Source organism: Blastococcus sp. TF02-8, assembly GCF_003319175.1.
In the GTDB taxonomy this organism is placed as follows: Bacteria; Actinomycetota; Actinomycetes; order Mycobacteriales; family Geodermatophilaceae; genus Blastococcus.
In genome coordinates, this window is record NZ_QOHK01000001.1 from 684552 (window position 1) to 701496 (window position 16945).

17 protein-coding genes are annotated in these 16945 nt (G+C 74.0%); 10 read left to right on the forward strand and 7 right to left on the reverse strand.

All coding sequences use genetic code 11. The features are described 5' to 3' along the window. The first annotated feature begins 5 nt into the window (after positions 1-5). The 4 genes from DQ237_RS03225 to DQ237_RS03240 are packed head-to-tail and all read left to right on the forward strand — an operon-like array spanning position 6 to position 1655. Positions 6-275 carry a DUF2277 domain-containing protein gene (locus tag DQ237_RS03225; RefSeq protein WP_113796978.1) on the forward strand — a complete coding sequence of 90 codons (270 nt, stop codon included), beginning with the start codon at positions 6-8 and terminating at the stop codon, positions 273-275. 60 nt (positions 276-335) lie between these two features. Next, positions 336-845, forward strand: coding sequence for a PGPGW domain-containing protein (locus DQ237_RS03230; RefSeq protein ID WP_113796980.1), 510 nt, complete (start codon positions 336-338; stop codon positions 843-845). 37 nt (positions 846-882) lie between these two features. Beyond that, positions 883-1329 (forward strand): GNAT family N-acetyltransferase, encoded by a 447-nt coding sequence (locus tag DQ237_RS03235; protein WP_113796982.1) that lies wholly within the window; start codon positions 883-885, stop codon positions 1327-1329. Continuing rightward, a complete protein-coding gene (locus DQ237_RS03240; protein ID WP_113796984.1) occupies positions 1326-1655 on the forward strand; it encodes a hypothetical protein in 330 nt (109 codons plus the stop codon). The genes DQ237_RS03235 and DQ237_RS03240 overlap by 4 nt, the downstream gene beginning before the upstream one ends. Before the next feature lie 55 nt (positions 1656-1710). Here the strand turns inward: DQ237_RS03240 and DQ237_RS03245 are convergent, their stop codons facing one another. Beyond that, the gene (locus DQ237_RS03245; protein WP_113796986.1) at positions 1711-2232 is read right to left on the reverse strand and encodes a hypothetical protein; all 522 of its coding nucleotides are present in this window, start codon (positions 2230-2232) and stop codon (positions 1711-1713) included. A 191-nt stretch (positions 2233-2423) separates the two neighbouring features. Between DQ237_RS03245 and DQ237_RS03250 the strand changes: the two genes are divergently transcribed. After that, entirely contained in the window at positions 2424-2807 is a 384-nt protein-coding gene (locus tag DQ237_RS03250; protein ID WP_113796988.1) for a PaaI family thioesterase, read from the forward strand. Positions 2808-2830: 23 nt separating this feature from the next. Then, entirely contained in the window at positions 2831-3112 is a 282-nt protein-coding gene (locus tag DQ237_RS03255) for a DUF427 domain-containing protein (RefSeq protein ID WP_113796990.1), read from the forward strand. A gap of 10 nt (positions 3113-3122) precedes the next feature. Here DQ237_RS03255 and DQ237_RS03260 read toward each other — a convergent pair whose 3' ends face one another. The 4 genes from DQ237_RS03260 to DQ237_RS03275 form a co-directional block, all read right to left on the reverse strand. Further along, complete coding sequence (locus DQ237_RS03260; protein WP_113796992.1) at positions 3123-3533, reverse strand: hypothetical protein; 411 nt, start codon at positions 3531-3533, stop codon at positions 3123-3125. Positions 3534-3649: 116 nt separating this feature from the next. After that, positions 3650-4621, reverse strand: coding sequence for a ferritin-like domain-containing protein (locus tag DQ237_RS03265; protein ID WP_113797489.1), 972 nt, complete (start codon positions 4619-4621; stop codon positions 3650-3652). Positions 4622-4797: 176 nt separating this feature from the next. Beyond that, entirely contained in the window at positions 4798-5016 is a 219-nt protein-coding gene (locus DQ237_RS03270) for a hypothetical protein (RefSeq protein WP_113796994.1), read from the reverse strand. Between the two features lie 138 nt (positions 5017-5154). Then, positions 5155-5946: an enoyl-CoA hydratase/isomerase family protein gene (locus tag DQ237_RS03275; protein ID WP_113796996.1), complete on the reverse strand. Its 792-nt coding sequence runs from the start codon at positions 5944-5946 to the stop codon at positions 5155-5157. 197 nt (positions 5947-6143) lie between these two features. Between DQ237_RS03275 and DQ237_RS03280 the strand changes: the two genes are divergently transcribed. After that, positions 6144-12059, forward strand: a complete 5916-nt coding sequence (locus tag DQ237_RS03280; RefSeq protein ID WP_113796998.1) for a DUF4011 domain-containing protein — start codon at positions 6144-6146, stop codon at positions 12057-12059. Positions 12060-12193: 134 nt separating this feature from the next. Next, positions 12194-12526: a hypothetical protein gene (locus DQ237_RS03285; RefSeq protein WP_113797000.1), complete on the forward strand. Its 333-nt coding sequence runs from the start codon at positions 12194-12196 to the stop codon at positions 12524-12526. Positions 12527-12528: 2 nt separating this feature from the next. On the opposite strand, the gene DQ237_RS03290 is transcribed toward DQ237_RS03285, so the two are convergent. Together DQ237_RS03290 and DQ237_RS03295 are read right to left on the reverse strand one after the other, a co-directional pair. After that, positions 12529-14727, reverse strand: coding sequence for a SpoIIE family protein phosphatase (locus DQ237_RS03290; RefSeq protein ID WP_113797002.1), 2199 nt, complete (start codon positions 14725-14727; stop codon positions 12529-12531). A 9-nt stretch (positions 14728-14736) separates the two neighbouring features. Then, entirely contained in the window at positions 14737-15102 is a 366-nt protein-coding gene (locus DQ237_RS03295; protein WP_166509463.1) for an STAS domain-containing protein, read from the reverse strand. Between the two features lie 73 nt (positions 15103-15175). Between DQ237_RS03295 and DQ237_RS03300 the strand changes: the two genes are divergently transcribed. Next, positions 15176-15619: an ATP-binding protein gene (locus DQ237_RS03300; RefSeq protein ID WP_147251725.1), complete on the forward strand. Its 444-nt coding sequence runs from the start codon at positions 15176-15178 to the stop codon at positions 15617-15619. A gap of 42 nt (positions 15620-15661) precedes the next feature. After that, complete coding sequence (ilvA, locus tag DQ237_RS03305; protein WP_113797008.1) at positions 15662-16915, forward strand: threonine ammonia-lyase IlvA; 1254 nt, start codon at positions 15662-15664, stop codon at positions 16913-16915. Positions 16916-16945 lie beyond the last annotated feature (30 nt).

Below are 16945 nucleotides of genomic sequence, written 5' to 3' on the forward strand. Positions count from 1 at the left end.
GGGGCATGTGCCGCAACATCCGCCCCCTGGCGAACTTCGAGCCGCCCGCCGCCAGCGAGGAGATCCAGGCCGCCGCGCTGCAGTACGTCCGCAAGATCAGCGGAACGGTCAAGCCGTCCCGGGCGAACGCCGAGGCGTTCGACCGGGCGGTGGCCGAGGTGGCCGCCGCGTCGGCCCGGTTGCTCGAGGCCCTGGTGACCACCGCCCCGCCCAAGGACCGCGAGGTGGAGGCCGCCAAGGCCCGGGCCCGGGCCGCCGCGCGCTACGGCAGCTGACCCGAGTTCGATTGCACACCACCGGAATGACGGGCACCGGTGGCGGGTAGTGCCGCCAGCATGGCCGCCCCTCACACCACCCGCACCGCCGAGTACCGCGTCACCGGGAACCGTGCCGCCGACCGGCCGACCGACGAGCGCCCCGCCGGTGGCTCGACCGTCTGCGCGCACTGCACCGACGGCCTCGGCAAGCCGCGCGAGCTGGAGCCCGGCTCGTTCCGCGCCCGGGTGCACGCCAACCCCGGCATCGCGCTGGCCTGGCGGGTCGCGGTCTTCACCGCCGGCCTGCTGCTGGTCGCGCTCGGGGTCGCGCTCACCGTGCTCCCCGGCCCGCTGACCATCCCTCCGGTCCTCGCCGGCCTGTGGGTCTGGTCCACGGAGTTCGACTGGGCCCGCCGGTTCTTCTCCTCCTTCAAGCGCAAGGCGGTCGCCGCCTGGCGGCACGCCAAGCAGCACCCGGTGAGCTCGATCGCGGTGACCGTGGGCGGCCTGGCCGCGGCGGGGATCGCGTTCTGGGCGGTCGGCCACTTCGGGCTGGTCGACAAGGCGACGTCCGCGCTGGGACTCTGAGCGACCGGTCCGACGGCCGTGGGCTAGAAAGTCCTGCGTGACCGATCCCGGACCGAAGCTGCGCCGCGCCGCGTTCGCCGACCTCACGCCGTTCGAGGTGTACCGGCTGTGCCGGCTCCGGGTCGACGTCTTCGTCGTCGAGCAGGAGTGCGCCTACCCGGAGCTCGACGGCCGGGACGTCGAACCGGCCACAGAGCACCTCTGGTTCGAGGACGACGCCGAGGTGCTGGCCACGATCCGGGTGCTCGACGACGGTTCCACCCGCGCGATCGGCCGGGTGGCGACCGCAGCGACCGCACGCGGGCGAGGGCTGGCCGCACGGCTCATCGAGACGGCCCTGGAGAGCTACGGAGGCGGCACGCTCACGCTCGGAGCGCAGGCCCACCTGGAGGGCTGGTACGAGCGGTTCGGCTTCCGCCGCAGCGGACCTGGCTACGACGAGGACGGCATCCCGCACGTGCCGATGCGCCGGGAGCCGGCGTGACCTCCGACGACGCGTCGACGCTGCGCACCGCGGCCGACCGGCTGGAGCGGCTCGCCGCCCGGACGACGGTCGGTGACTGGCGGGTGGGCGGCCTGTTGGCCAGCCGGCCCGAGGTGGTGGCGCACGCCCCCGACGGCGGCACCGAGCACGTGGCGGAGGCCCGCGCCGCGACGGCCGCGTGGATCACCGCGCTCTCCCCCGCGGTGGCCGGCCCGCTGGTCTCCTGGCTGCGCGCGACCGCCGACTCCGGCCGGCCGGACCGCTCGGCCCTCGCCCTCGCCCGGGTGCTGCTCGGACGGCTCCCGCACGCACCGGAGGGCCCCTGAGACGACGAGTGCCCCGCCGGCGGACCGACGGGGCACTCGCGGGACCACGGTCGGGTCAGGGCAGCGTCTCGACGCAGTAGATCTTGCCGGGCTCGGAGGTGGAGTCGTCCTCGGCGCCCTCCCACAGGAAGGAGTCGGCGGTCTCGAAGTCGAGGCAGGTCTCCTCGCTCTGCTGCGCATCGTCGAAGGACATCTCCTCGTCCTCGATGCCGACGACCTTCGCCTCGGCATCGTCGGAGTCGCAGTCGACCTCCTCGATCTCGGTGCCACCGGTGACGCAGTCGTCGACCTTGATCCCGGTGAGGCCGAACCAGTCGCTGTTGTTGCCGGCGAAGAGCACGCCGGCAATCGCGACCGCGCCGACGGCCGGGAGGATCTTCTTCGCCGCGGAGGGCTTCTTGGCCGGCTCGCCGGCGGGGGTGGCACCGCCGGGCGGGGTCCAGGCGCCGGCCGGCTGGCCCGGCTGCTGACCGAGCGGCTGGTACGGCTGGCCGGGCTGGCCCTGCTCGAAGGGCTGTCCGGGCTGACCCGGCTGCTGGCCGAACTGGTTCTCCGGTCCGGATCCGGGGTGGCTCATGAGGGCTCCTGAGAGATCGCTGGGAGTCGTGCGTTCCCCCGGATCCTGTCTCATGCGGTGCCGCTTCGGGGACGGTTCCACAGAAGAACTGCGTCGGGGACATAACGAACGGCTCCGCTGGCACCACCGGTCACACCGGCATCCGCGCAGCTCACGCGTGCGTCCCGGCTCGCCGGGGTAGCGGGGATCGCATGGCTGACGACGTGGTGACGGGCGGGTTCGCGGAGCGGCTGGGGGCGCGACCGGAGGCGGCCGACGACGGTTCCGCCCGGCTGACCTTCGAGGCCACCGAGGAGCACCTCAACCCGGCGGGCACGCTGCACGGCGGCGTCCTCGCCACGCTGGTCGACACCGCGATGGGTCTCGCCGTGCGCACCACCACCGACGACGGCGAGGTGCCCGCCACCAGCCAGCTCACCGTGACCTACCTGCGCCCCGGCCGACCGGGGACGGTGGAGGTGACGGCGCGGCTGCGCACCCGCGGGGAGCACCTCACCGTGTGCGAGGCCGATGTCGAGCAGGAGGGGAAGTCGCTGGTGCACGCGGTCGCCACGTTCGCCCTGCTGCAGCACTGATCGCGGCGGAGGACCATCGGTCCATGACCACCGCTACGTGGAACGGCACCGTGATCGCCGAGTCCGACGACATCGTGACCGTGGAGGGCAACGCCTACTTCCCGCGCGCTTCGGTGCGGGAGGACGTCCTGCGCCCGTCGGGGACCCACACCGTCTGCCCCTGGAAGGGCACCGCCTCCTACCTCAGCCTGGAGGTCGACGGGCAGGTCAACACCGACGCCGCCTGGTTCTACCCGGAGCCGAAGGACGCCGCGAAGGAGATCACCGACCGGGTGGCCTTCTGGAAGGGCGTCGAGGTCCGCTGAGCCGGGTCGCTCAGCGGCCCGGGCGGGTCCCGGCGAGCTCGCGTGCGGTGGCGGCGGCCTCGGCGTCGAGCTGGCGGCCGACCGACTCGGTGTAGGAGTCCCAGGCCTGCTGCGGGGTGACGCCGAGGGCGGCGGCGATCTCGTCCCACCCGGCGCCGCCGCGCAGCGCAGCGCGGATGCCGACGAGCTGGCTGTCGTGCGCCTTGCGGGCGATCACCTCGCCGAGCGCGAGCAGCTCCAGCGACTCGTGGACGTCGAGCTGCGTCTGGTCGTGCAGGAGCGCGGTCCAGGAGTCGGCGTCGTCGTCCCGGACGGTGTTCAGCGCGGTGTCGCCGTTGTCGCGGCGGCTGAGGAAGTCCAGGCGGGTGGCGGCCGTCGTCAGCGAGAACTCCGCCTCGAGGGCCTCGGGTGTGATGCTCATGCCTGGGGCTTCCCCGTTCGCCCGGGCGTGGCAAACCCGAGGAGTCCCATCTCGCAGGCACGCGGAGGGCCCGCACCCCCTGCGGGGTGCGGGCCCTCCGTGCGTGGCTGTGGGTGTCAGTTGGTGACGCCCACGGCCTCCTTGGCGAGGGCGGCCAGCTGGGTCTGCGCGGCGCTGGCCACGTTCGCGCGGGCCTTGTGGGTCTCCTCGTAGCGGATGATCACGTTGATGTCGTGCGGCGTCTTCAGCTGCTTGACGGCCTTCACGGCGTCCTGGACCGACAGCGAGTCGTAGCCCTTGATGGGCAGCTCGTCGGCGGACACGTCGCCGAGCTCCTCGCGGGCCTCGCGGGCGACCTCGGCGGCGTCCTTGTTGCCCTCGCGCTGAGCGATCCGCTCGGCGCGACGCAGGCCGGCGGCGCGGCTGACGGTGAGGGTCTCGCGCACCGCACCGGTCAGGGCGGCGGCGCGGTCGGCCACGGCACCGAAGCGCTCGGTGGTCTCCTCACCGGCGTGCTGCACGGTGTCCACGGCGTTGTTGACCGTGTTGGCGAGGAAGCGGACCGGGGCGTTGACCGCGCGGGCCACGTTGCCGGCGACACGCTGCACCGGGGTCGGCACGAGGGCGGCGGGGCCACCCAGGGCCTCCTCTGCCAGGACGACGGTCAGCCACTCGACGGTCGCCTTGTGGGCGTCGATCAGCTTCTCGGCCAGGCGCTGGGTCTTGGTCTCACCCGCGGTCTGCGCGAGAACCTTGACGTAGGTGGCGCGGTCGAGCAGCTGGTGCTCGAGCTGCAGGTCGGTCAGCAGGGCCTCCTCGAGCGGCGCGGCCTGCTCGAAGGTGGCCTTGAGGACGGCGGAGAGCCGGCCGATGGCGGGGGTGACGACGTCCGGGACGCCACCGAGAGCGCGCAGCTGCTCGGTGATCTCGAGGGTCCGCGAGGCGGCGTTGTCGGCGTTCTGCGTGAGCTCCCGACGGACGGCGTCGGTGCGAGCCTGCGAGATCCGCGTCCGTGCGACCTGCTCCTCGGTCTGCGTGAGCAGTACGAGAGCGCGCAGCTGGTTGATGATCTTGGCGTTGTCGGCCATGACGAAGAACAACTCCAGGGATTGGGGATGACCTGACGGTCTCTGTCATGCCCCGGATCCCCGGAGTGCTAACTCCTGCAAGCAGATTGCTAGCAGTGAGCCTGGTCACTCGGTCGAGGGAACGCGCGAGGGCGCCGCTCCACGCGGGAGCGGCGCCCTCGGGAGAGCTCCGGGGATCAGCCGGCGGGCGTCGACACCCGCGACGGCACGACGGGACGCCGCGGGCGGACGTCGAAGCGCAGCACCGGCTGGGTCATGTCCTCGGTGATCTCGTACGACGGGCGCGGCGCGAGCCGGACCCGGCGCGGCGGCAGGGGCGACGGAGGCATGAGCTTGCCGCAGCCGATGCAGTAGCGGCCGCGCTGGTGCTCGGCTCCGCAGTGCGCACAGTTCATGTCGACTCCCTCGGCGCGCCCCGGTGCGGGGCGGACGACCGGACGATGGCAGCTCCGGCGCATGATCGGCATGCGGTGTGCCCTGGTGTGACGAGCCGTTATCCGACCGTGAGGAACTGGGTGGTTCCGGTTGAGCGTTCAGCGACCGGACCACCGCGGTGCCCGCTTCTCCAGCCGCGCGGCGATGCCCTCCTTGCGGTCCTCGCTCAGATAGGGATTCGGGCCGACGTCGAGCCGGAGCCCCTGCCAGAGCGGCAGCTCCAGCGCCTTGACCGCGGTCTCCTTCATCCGACGGACCGAGATCGGCGCGTTCCCCGCGATGCGCTCGGCGAGCTCCAGGGCGGTCGCGAGAACGGCGTCGGGGTGCACGAGGCGGTTGAGCAGGCCCCACCGCTGCGCGTCCTCGGCGGTGAGCCGGTCGCCGGTGAAGAGCAGTTCCAGCGCGATGCCCATCGGGATGCGCTTGGGCAGCACGACGGAGCCGAAGTTGGCACCCATGCCGATCGCGGCCTCCGGGAGCGCGAAGTGCACCCCCGCCGAGGCCACCCGCAGGTCGCAGGCGAGCGCCAGCTCGAAGCCGCCCGCGACCGCCGGCCCGTTGAGCGCGGCGATCACGGGCACGGGCACCTCGGTCACCACCTCGAACACCGCGCGGGCGGACCGACCCATGGGCGGGCGGAAGCGCTCACCCCGCTCGTCGGCGGCCCGGATCTCCTTCAGGTCGAAGCCGGCGCAGAAGGCCGGCCCGTTGCCGGTCAGCACCACCGCGCGGACGTCGTCCTCCGGTACGCGCAGGAGCTGCTCGACGAGGTCGGCCTGCAGCGCCGACGAGAGCGCGTTGCGCTGCGCGGGGCGGTCGAGGGTGAGCACCCGCACGTGCCCCCGGTCCTCGACGACCAGCCCGGACTCCTGCCGACGCGCATCTCCCATGCCGGCACCCTGTCCCGGGAGCGGACCGCCGGGCAAGCCGGGCCGGCACCCCCGATCGGCAGGACCCGGGCGGACCGGAACCGCTCCCGGGAGGATTCGCTGTGATCCGCGTTAACGATCTTGCCCTCCCGTCACATGCGCCCCTCCCGTCGGGGACGATGGGCGGACCAGTCCGTCCGACCCGGTAGACAGGTGACATGGAGAGCACTGCCGACATCCAGCGCGGCGAGGCCGTCGCGCCGGCGGCGACGGTCTCCATCGAGCTCACCTCCACCCCGGTCCTGAGCTACGCCCTCGCGCACAACCGGATCCCCGTGGTCTCCCGGCTGGCGCTGACCAGCGAGGCCACGCTGCGCGGGGTCACCGTGCGCCTGTCGGTGCGCGACGCCGAGGGCCCGATCGCGCAGACGGTCGATCTGCTGGCCGACGTCGACGCCGGCCGGACGACGGTGCTCACCGACCTGGGCCTGGTCATGGACCCCGCGGCGATGCTGCACGTCGAGGAGCAGCGGCCCGGCGTCGTCGACGTCGAGGTCTGGGCCGACGACACCCTCGTCGGCGAGGCCGGCTCCCCGGTGCAGGTGCTCGCGGCCAACCAGTGGCTGGCCACTCCCCTGCCCCTGGCGCTGGAGATGCTGGCCGCGCACGTCATGCCCAACCACCCGGCGGTCACCGGGCTGGTCGCGGAGGCCTCCGAGCTGCTCGAGGAGCGCACCGGCAGCGGCGCGATGGTCGGCTACGCCGCGACCGCCGAGCGCGTGGACGAGGTCGTGGCCGCGCTCGCCGCCGCCCTGCAGCGTCGCGGCATCCGCTACTCCGAGCCGCCGGTCAGCTGGGCCGACCTCGGCCAGCAGGTGCGCTCCCCCGGCGACGTCCTCACCTGGCGCGTGGCGACCCCGCTGGACCTCGTGGTGGTGCTCGCCGCCGCCCTGGAGCAGGCCGGCATCCGGCCGCTGCTCTGGCTCGCCGACGGGCACTCGTTCCTGGGGTACTGGCGTGAGGAGCGCAGTTCGGAGAGCGCCGCCACCACCGACGCCTCGTCGCTGGTCAACCTCGTCGACCTCGGCCTGATCGGGCTGGTCGAGACCACGCTGCTCACCAGCCAGGGCGAGCCGGGTGCCGACCTGCACACCCCCGCCTACGCGACCTGGCTCAGCGGCGAGCTGGACCGCATCCTCGGCGTCACCGACGTCCACCGGGCCCGCCGGGACGGCATCGTGCCGCTGCCCGCCCGCGCGCGCACGCCCGAGGGCATCCTCCAGGTCGTCGAGTACCGGCCCGCCGAGCACAGCGTGGCCGCGTTCCCGGTCGGGACGACGGTCCAGCTCGGCAACCGCCCCGAGGCCCCGGCCCGGGTGCAGCAGTGGAAGAACTCGCTGCTGGACCTCAGCCTCCGCAACCGGCTGATCAACTACAGCGAGCGGACCGGTCTCCCGCTCACGCTGCCGGTCGCCGCGCTGCCGATCCTCGACAACTTCGTGCACGACGGCACCCCGGTCACCCTGCTGCCCGGGGACCAGCTGGCCGCCGTCCAGGCCGAGCGCGGGCTCACCTCCGCCAAGGACCTGCCGCCCGAGCAGCTGACCGAGCTCCTCGTCGAGCGCCGCGAGGTGCACGCCGACGTCACCACCGGCGGCTACCTGCCCCGGCTGCGCAACCTCGCCTACCGGGCGAAGACGGTGCAGGAGGAGACCGGGGCGAACAACCTGTACCTGGCGCTGGGCTCGCTGGTGTGGGAGCTGGACGGCCGGCCGCTGCGCTCCCCGCTGGTGCTCGTCCCGGTGACGCTCACCCCGGTCGGGCGCACCGGCTCCTACCGGCTGGCGCTGGACGAGTCGGGGTCCAGCACCCCGAACTACTGCCTGCTGGAGAAGCTGCGCCAGGTGCACGGCCTGGTCGTGCCCTCGCTGGCCGAGTCGGCCGAGTCGACCCTCGACGTGGAGGGCGCGCTGGAGGCCGTCCGCGTGGCCCTGGTCGGGCACGGGCTGCCCTACCGGGTCGAGGCGACGGCGGATCTGGCGATCCTGCAGTTCGCCAGGTACCGGTTGTGGAAGGACCTCGACGAGCACTGGGCCGACTTCGCCCAGAACCCCCTGGTGCACCACCTCGTGCACGAGCCGACCGAGCCGTTCAGCGACCCCGCGCGGGAGTCCGGCGCGTTCACCGACCTCGACGCTCTCGCCGCCGAGCTGCCCGTGCCCGCCGACGCCTCGCAGCTGCGGGCCATCGCTGAGGCCGGAGCCGGGCGCACCTTCGTCCTGGAGGGCCCACCCGGCACCGGCAAGTCGCAGACGATCACCAACCTGCTGACCCGCGCGGTGGCCGACGGCAAGCGGGTGCTGTTCGTCGCGGAGAAGCGGGCGGCGCTCGACGTCGTCGCCCGGCGGCTGGACGCCGTCGGCATGGGCATGTTCGCCCTGGACCTGCACGACAAGGGCAGCCGCGCCTCGATGGTGCGCGCCCAGATCCGGCTGGCGATGGAGCACGCGCTCGCCGTCGACGAACAGGGCCTGGCCGCGGAGTCCGAGACGCTCCGCTCGGCCCGCCGGCAGCTGGCCCGTTACGCCGACCGGCTGCACGCGGGGAACGCCGTCGGGTTGTCGCTGTACTCGGCACGTACCGCCGAGCTGGCGGCCGGCACCGACGTGGCGCCGCTGCCGATCCCGCTGCCGTTCGTGGCCAACGCGCCCGAGGAGGTGCTGACGGCGGTGCGACGGGCGCTGGCGCTGCTCCCCGACATCGCCGACCTCACCCGCCCGTCCCCGCGCCACCCGTGGGCCTTCGTCGACACCCCGGAGATCGACCTCACCGCCGCCCGCGAGGCGACCGCCGCCGTCGACGCCGCCCTGCGCGAGGTCGCCGCCGTGCCCGAGCTGGGCGGGGTGATGCGGCACGCCCGCACGCCCGAGGACCTCGACGCCCTGGCCCACCTGCTCTCCGGCCCGCCGGTCGGCATCGACGTCCTCGACGAGACGTTCAGCCACCGCTGGACGACCGCGACCGGGGCGGTGCTCGGCGAGGTCGCCGCGTTCACCGCCTTCCGGCACCCGGGCCTGGACGTCGCCACCCCGCAGGCGCTGACCCTGCCGCTCGCCGACGTGTACGTCCGCGCGCAGACCGCCGCGGCGTCGGGCTGGTGGGGGCGGCGCAAGCGGCTGGTCGCGGTCCGCGACGAGATCGCCTCCTGCCTCAGGCCCGGCGCCAAGGTGAAGCCCAAGGACGTCCCGGCCCTGGTGGAGAACCTGTGGCGGGTGCAGACGGCGGTGCAGGCGATGGCGGCGCGGGTGGACTCCGTGCCCGGGCTCTCCGCGCCGGAGGGCTGGAACCCGTTCACCGACCCCGGCCTGCTCGAGCGCGAGGTGGCCTGGCTGCGCGGGGCGGGCACCGCCGTCGACGGCCGGTCCCCCTTCCACGTCGCCCTCCGCAAGCTGATCGTCGCCGGGACGCCCTCCAGCCCGCAGACCGCCGGCGCGGTCGGCCGGCTGCGCGATGCCGTCGTGGCCCTGCTCGAGCTCTGCGGCAGCTCCACCGACCAGCTCGCCGCCTGGGCCGGCGACGACGGCTTCGCGCTGCGCTGGTCGATGACCCGGCCCGAGCGCGGCCTCATCACCTCGCCCGGGTCCGGCGGGGAGGGCACGGTGCTCATGTCGCTGCGGCGCTGGGTCTCCTTCCTCGACACGCTCGAGCCGCTGCGGTACGCGGGCCTGTTCGACGCCCGCCGCATGCTCGTGACCGGCGAGATCGCCGCCGACGACGCGGTGCGCGCGCTGGACCGCGGCCTGGCCGTCGCGTCGGTCGCCGAGCGGCTGGACGCCACCGGCCTGGACACCTTCGACGCCGAGGCGCACGAGGTGGCGATCGAACGGTTCACCGCGGCGTCGGCGGCGGTGCGCGAGCACCTCACCGCCGCGCTGCCGGCCGCGGTGCTCGCCGCCCGGCCCTTCGACGCCACCATGGGCACCGGCCAGGTGGGCGCGCTGCAGCGCGAGCTGGCCAAGCAGCGCCGCGGCCTGGGGGTGCGCCAGCTGCTGGCCCGGTACGGCGAGCTGATCACCGCCGTCATGCCGTGCGTGCTGGTCTCGCCGGACTCCGTGGCCCGGTTCTTCCCCGCCGCCGCCGGGCAGTTCGACCTGGTCGTCTTCGACGAGGCCTCGCAGATCCGGGTGGCCGACGCGGTGGGTGCCCTCGGCCGGGCGAAGGCCGCCGTCGTCGTCGGTGACTCCAAGCAGATGCCGCCGACGTCGTTCCTCGAGCCGACCACCGCCTCCACCGACGACTCGGTCGAGGTCGAGACCGCGGTCGAGGACGAGGAGTCGATCCTCAGCGAGTGCGTGCAGGCCCGGGTGCCGCGGCACTGGCTGTCCTGGCACTACCGCAGCCAGGACGAGTCGCTCATCGCCTTCTCCAACGCCCAGTACTACGGGAACCGGCTGTCGTCGTTCCCGGCGCCCACGCACGGGCGGGCGTCGTCGGAGCCCGACGGCCGCGGGGTCTCGTTGGTGCGGGTGCCGGGCACCTTCCACCGCTCGGGGGCCGGTCGCCTGCTGCGCACCAACCCGATCGAGGCCAAGGCGATCGTCGCCGAGATCCGCCGCCGGTTCGACGCCCAGCCCACGTGGGAGGGCATGAGCACCGTTCCCTCCATCGGCGTGGTCACCTTCAACGCCCAGCAGCGCTCCTACATCGAGGCGCTGCTGCGCGACGCCGACGACGACCGCCTCGCCGCGGCGCTCGACCGCGCCGACGGCGAGGGACTGTTCGTCAAGAACCTGGAGAACGTCCAGGGCGACGAGCGCGACGTCATCTTCTTCTCCACCGGGTTCTCCCCCGACGCCTCGGGCAGCCTGCCGCTGAACTTCGGGCCCCTGAACCGGGTCGGCGGCGAGCGCCGGCTCAACGTGGCGATCACCCGCGCCCGCCGCCAGGTCGTCGTCTTCTCCTCCTTCGACCCCGAGCAGCTCCGCGCGGAGGAGACGTCGTCGGTCGGCATCAAGCACCTGCGCGCCTACCTCGACATGGCCGAGCAGGGCACCGACGTCCTGCCGCGGTCGGCGCGCTCGGCCACCGCCGTCGACCGCCACCGGGAGCAGATCGCGGCGGCGCTGCGGGAGCGCGGACTGGTCGTGCGCACCGACGTCGGGCTGTCGGAGTTCCGGGTGGACCTCTCGGTCTCCCGCGCCGCCGACCGCGAGACGCCGCTGATGGCGGTCCTGCTCGACGGCCCGGCCTGGGCACGCCGCGGCACCGTCGGGGACCGCGACGCCGTGCCGGTCGAGGTGCTCGGCCACATGCTGCGCTGGCCCGTCGTCGAGCGGGTGTGGCTGCCGAGCTGGCTGGCCGACCCGGCCGCTGTCGTGGACCGGCTGGTCGCCGCGGTGGACGCCGCCCCCGTGGTGGCCGCGCGCGCGCCGGAGCCGGTGCAGCTGCCGACGGCCGCTGTCGAGTCGTTCAAGGGCGTGGCGGCGCTGCGCTCGGCGGTCACCGCGTCGGTCGCGGTGCCGGCCGGCCCGGCCCGTGCGACCGCGAAGCCCGCCGCCCCGAAGAAGCCGGCGAAGCCCGCGGCGCTGGAGGACGAGTCGCCGTTCGTGCCGTGGATCCCCAAGACCGCCGGGGAGAAGTCGGTCCTCGATGAGCTGCCGGCGTCCAAGGCGGCCCGCGCCGTCCGCCGGGTGATGCTGGCCGGCGTCAAGGCCGAGGGCCCGATCCACGTCGACCGGCTGGCCAAGCTGACCGTGGGCGCGTTCGGGCTCAACCGCGTGACCGAGTCGCGCAAGCAGGTGCTGTACTCGCTGCTCCCGCCCTCGGCGGTGGACGGCGACCACCTGTGGCCCGACGGCGTCGACCGCGCGACCTGGACCGGTTTCCGCCGTCAGGTGTCGAGCACCGACCGGCCGATCGAGCACGTGGCCCCGGAGGAGATCGCCAACGCCATGGTGGCGCTGTGCCGGGCCGCGGCCGGGATGCGCCGCGAGGAACTGCTCACGGCCACGGCCGGCGTCTTCGGCTACAAGCGGCGGGCCGCCTCGGTCACCCCTGCGCTGGAGAAGGCGCTGGCGTTCGCCCTGGACGGCGGGCGGCTCACCGAGCAGGGTTCGGGTCTGTTCACCGCCTGAGCCGCCCACCAGCGGGAACCTCCGGCGCGGGTGACCCGTCTCATCGGAGGGAGGAGAGCCCCGGCTTCAGTTCACCCACCGAACGACCGAAGGTTTCACCTGACAACGAACAACTGACTCGGGAGCCGACAACCGTGCGCATCAGCTGCCGAACCTCGATACCCGCCAGCGATCTGGAGATCGCCGCCGCGGTCCAGCAACTGCTGGACCGGCGCGGGTCGATGGCCCATGCCCCGGTGAGCCTCACCGTCCCCGACAACGTCGCCGTCGGCATCGCCGGCATCTTCGTGAGCGCGACCGACTCCGGCCAGCTCATGCAGCGCTTCTACCGGGGTGGCGACGTCGACAGCACCGAGATGCTCGAGGCGATCCGGTTCGAGCAGGACTACGCCTCCGCCGAGGGGCACGCGGCGCTGTACTGCCTGGCCGGGTGGGTGCACGCGCAGGTGCACAAGCGCGGCGGCTGACCTCAGGTCCGGGCGACCCCGAGGACGGTGACGTCGTCGGTGCTCGGCGGGTTCAGCTCGCCCAGCACCGAGTCCAGCAGCTGCTGCGGGTCGGCCGGGCCGGCGTCGACGGCCTGGCGGAGGGCGTCCAGCCCGGCGGCCAGGCCTGCCACCGAGCGTTCGACCAGGCCGTCGCTGAACAGCAGCAGCCGGTCGTCCCCGGCCAGGGCCAGCCGGGTCTCGGTGTAGGACGGCGCGTCGAGGACGCCGAGCGCCGGGCCGCGCCCCTCCATCACGTACTCCGCGCCACCGGACCCGGCGTGCAGCACCGGGAGGTGACCGGCACTGGCGACGACGACGCCACCGGTCTCCGGGTCGAGCTCGGCGATCACGACCGTGGCCATCTCCCCGGGCAGCAGGGCGCCGATGACCTCGTTCAGCCCGTCGAGGGCAGCGGCCGGACCGTCGGCGCGGAGCAGGTTCGCCCGCAGCGCGTGCCGGAGCTGGGCGGTCACCGCGGCGGCGGCCAGCCCGTGGCCGGCGACGTCGCCCAGCACGATGGAGACCCGCCCGCTGGGCAGGGGCACGAGGTCGTACCAGTCCCCGCCGACGACGTCGTCCTCGCTGGGCCGGTAGCGGGCGGCGAGCGCCACCCCCGGGACCTTCGGCAGCTCCTCCAGGAGCAGCGTGCGCTGCAGTGCCCCGGCGAGGCGGTTGTCCTCCTCGGCCCGGGCGAGCGTGGCGGCGGCCAGGTGGCCGGCCAGTGCCTGCGCGGCGGCGATCTCGTGCTCGCGCCACGGCCGCGAGGTCTCCCGGACCGTCTCGCTCCAGGCGGCGAACGACCGGCGGGGGCTGAGCCGCGGGCCGTCGTCGGTCTGCGCCGTCTTCGACTGGTACGGGTTGCCGCCCCACGTGACCTCCCGCAGCGTCTCCGGGCGGAACCAGGCGAGGAAGTCCTCCCCAGCCACGGGGACGGCGAGGACACCGCTCGCGGTGTGGGCGAGGCCCTCGCCCTCCGGGACCAGGCGGGACGCGGAGTCGGTGGCCCCGGCACCGGCGTCGAGCAGGGCGCGGACCAGCAGCACGACCCGCTCAGCGGGCGGGGTGGTCCCGAGCAGTCGCAGCTGCCCGTCCAGCCGGACGGCGGCACCGGTGGCGGGCAGCAGGTCGAGCACGGTGAGGTCCTGCTCGGTGAGCGCGGTCGCCAGGGCGCGCGGGGTGCGCGGGGTGCGGCCGACGGCCGCGGTGAGCTCGGCGGTGCGGCGGGCCACCTCGACCAGGCCGTCGGTCTCCCCCGCCCCCACCACGGTGGGCAGCAGCAGCGACGCGGTCCGGCCGAGGAACTCCGCGGCGACGCGGTCGGGGTAGGACGGGCGGTGCGGGCCGGCGTAGTGGTGGCAGGAGATGAGGCCCCACAGCTTCCCGCGGTCGATCAGCGAGACCGACATCGAGGAGACCACGCCCATGTTGGCCAGGTACTCGAGGTGCACCGGCGAGACGCTGCGCAGCATCGAGCCGGAGAGGTCCAGCGGGCGTCCGGTGAGCGGGTTGGCCGGTGGGTCGAGCGGCACCCGCTGGTAGCCGGCGTCGGGGATGATCCGCATCCAGTTGGTCGTGTAGAGGGCACGGGCCTGGGCGGGGATGTCGCTGGCCGGGTATCGGAGACCGAGGAAGGGCTCGAGGTCCTCGCGGCGGTCCTCGGCGATCACCTCGCCGTTCCAGGCCTCGTCGAAGCGGTAGACCATCACGCGGTCGAAGCCGGTGAGGGTGCGCACGTCGCGGGCCAGCACCTCGGTCAGCTCGTCGAGGGTGGCGCTGGCCGAGAGCCGCTGGAGCACGCTGGGCAGGCGGCGGTGCCAGGCCGCGCCGGCCTCCTCGGCGCCGGCGACCGGCTCCCACTCGCTGATCAGCAGACCGTCCGCCCGGTGCAGGACGAGGTCGACGTCGGCGCCGTCCACCTGCACGCGCAGCGGGTTGGCCTCGGCGAGATCCCCCGCCAGCGCCGCGCGCAGCCGGTCGGCGTCGTCATCGGTCAGGTAGTCGAGCAGGGTGCCCCCGGACCGACCGAGCAGCGTCGCGGCGTCGGCGGAGGCGACGACGACGGCGAGGTCGGGCTCGGTGACGGCGAGCAGCGCGCCGTGCGGCTGGATCGCGCCGGGGATGGCGATCGGCTCCTCCGCGCAGCGGAGCAGGGCGTCCTCGTCGGCGCGGGGGGCGGTCACGCCGCGACGTTACGTGCCGGCGTCCTTGCGGGCGACAGCCGTGCCGATCTCCGCGGTCGAGGCGACCACCGGCACCGCGGCACCCAGGTCGAGCAGGTCGATGGGCAGCCGCACGGGGCGGTTGCCGAGGGGCACGAGGACGTGCAGCTCGGCGCCGGACTCGCGGGCCTGACGGGCCAGAGCCATGAGGGTGCGGGCGCCGGAGGAGTCGAGGAACTTCGTGGGGCCGAGGTCCACGACGAGCTGGTCGGACGAGCCGGTCAGCAGGGGCTCCGCCGCGGCCGCGAGCCGAGGGGCCGTGGCCAGGTCCAGCTCACCCCGTACCGTGAGGGCAGGACGGCCGGCGATCGTCGTCCGCGCGATGTCGAACAGCACCGTTTCCCTCCCTCGGTTACGTGATACGTGCGTGACGAGGGTAGGCCACGAGGATCCGAGGGGGTGAGCCGACGTGAACATCGAGTTCAGCGTCCGGTTGCCGGCTGACGCCGAGAGCGTTCCGCTGATGCGTGGACTGCTCCGTCAGGCGCTCGAGCACCTCGGCGTCGCCGAGGTGCGCATCGAGGAGATCGTGCTGGCGCTGACCGAGGCCTGTGCCAACGTCATCGACCACGCCGGCGAGCACGAGGAGTACCAGGTCGACGTCGCGATCACCGACGAGCTGTGCGTGATCAGCGTGCTCGACGACGGCCAGGGCTTCGAGTTCGATCCGGACTCGCACGCCTCCAGCCGCTCGCCGCTGGAGGACCACGGCCGCGGGCTGATCCTCATGCAGGCGCTGGTGGACCGGCTGCAGTTCGTGAAGGCCGAGGACGGCCGGCACCGCGTGACGCTGGAGAAGCGCCTGTCCTCCGAGGCGCAGTCCCAGCCACACCTCCGGCTGCTGCCGGACTGACCCGCCGCTCGCGGTGGCGGCGGCGTCGACCACGATGAGCGGGTGACCGAGGAGAGCTTCCCCACCGAGGTGCGCGCGGCGGTCGACCGGCTGGCGGACGTGGTCGAGCGGACGCCACTGCAGCGCAACGCCCGGCTCTCGGCGCTGACCGGCGCCGACGTGTGGGTCAAGCGGGAGGACCTGCAGGTCGGCCGGTCGTACAAGATCCGCGGCGCCTACAACACGATCAGCCGCCTGTCGGCCGGCGAGCGCTCCGCCGGCGTCGTGTGCGCCAGCGCCGGCAACCACGGGCAGGGCGTGGCCTATGCCTGCCGGGCGCTGCAGGTGCACGGGCACGTCTTCGTGCCGGGGACGACACCGCGGCAGAAGCGGGAGCGCATCGCCGCGCTCGGCGGTGACATGGTGCAGCTGGTGGTCGTGGGCGACTCCTACGACGAGGCGGCCGCGGCAGCCGCGGCCCACGCGGCGGACACCGGCGCGACGCTGGTCCCCGCCTTCGACGCGCTGTCCACCGTCACCGGTCAGGCGACCGTGGCGGTGGAGATCCTCGAGCAGCTGGGCCGGGAGCCCGACGTCGTCGTCCTGCCGGTCGGCGGAGGTGGGCTGCTGGCCGGCTGCGCGACGTGGTTGCGGGCGGTGGCGCCCTCGGTCCGGCTGGTCGGGGTGGAGCCGGCGGGCGCGGCGAACATGGCCGCTGCGCTGGCCGCCGGTCAGCCGGTGGACCTGCCGGAGATGGACACGTTCGTCGACGGCGCGGCGGTGCGCCGGGCCGGCGCGGTGACCTTTCCGCTGGTCCGCGACGCGGGGGCGGAGCTGGTCGCGGTCCCCGAGGGCCAGATCTGCACCGAGATGCTGGACCTGTACCAGGCCGACGGTGTCATCGCCGAGCCCGCGGGGGCGCTGGCCACCTCGGCTCTCAGCGGCGGGCTGGTGGGCGTGCGGCCCGGGCAGACCGTGGTGTGCCTGCTCTCGGGCGGCAACAACGACGTGAGCCGGTACGCCGAGGTGGTCGAGCGCTCGCTGGTGCACCGGGGGCTCAAGCACTACTTCCTGGTGGAGTTCCCGCAGGAGCCCGGGGCGTTGCGCCGGTTCCTGGACGAGGTGCTCGGCCCGGACGACGACATCGTGCTGTTCGAGTACGTGAAGCGCGACAACCGCGAGACCGGTGCGGCGCTCACCGGCATCGAGCTGGGCTCCGCCGACGGGCTGCCGGAGCTGCTGCAGAGGATCGAGGCGAGCCCACTGCGGATCCAGCACGTGGCGCCCGGCACGACCGCCTACCGCTTCCTCGTGTAGTCGGCGCCCTCAGGGGCGGGCGGCCGTCGG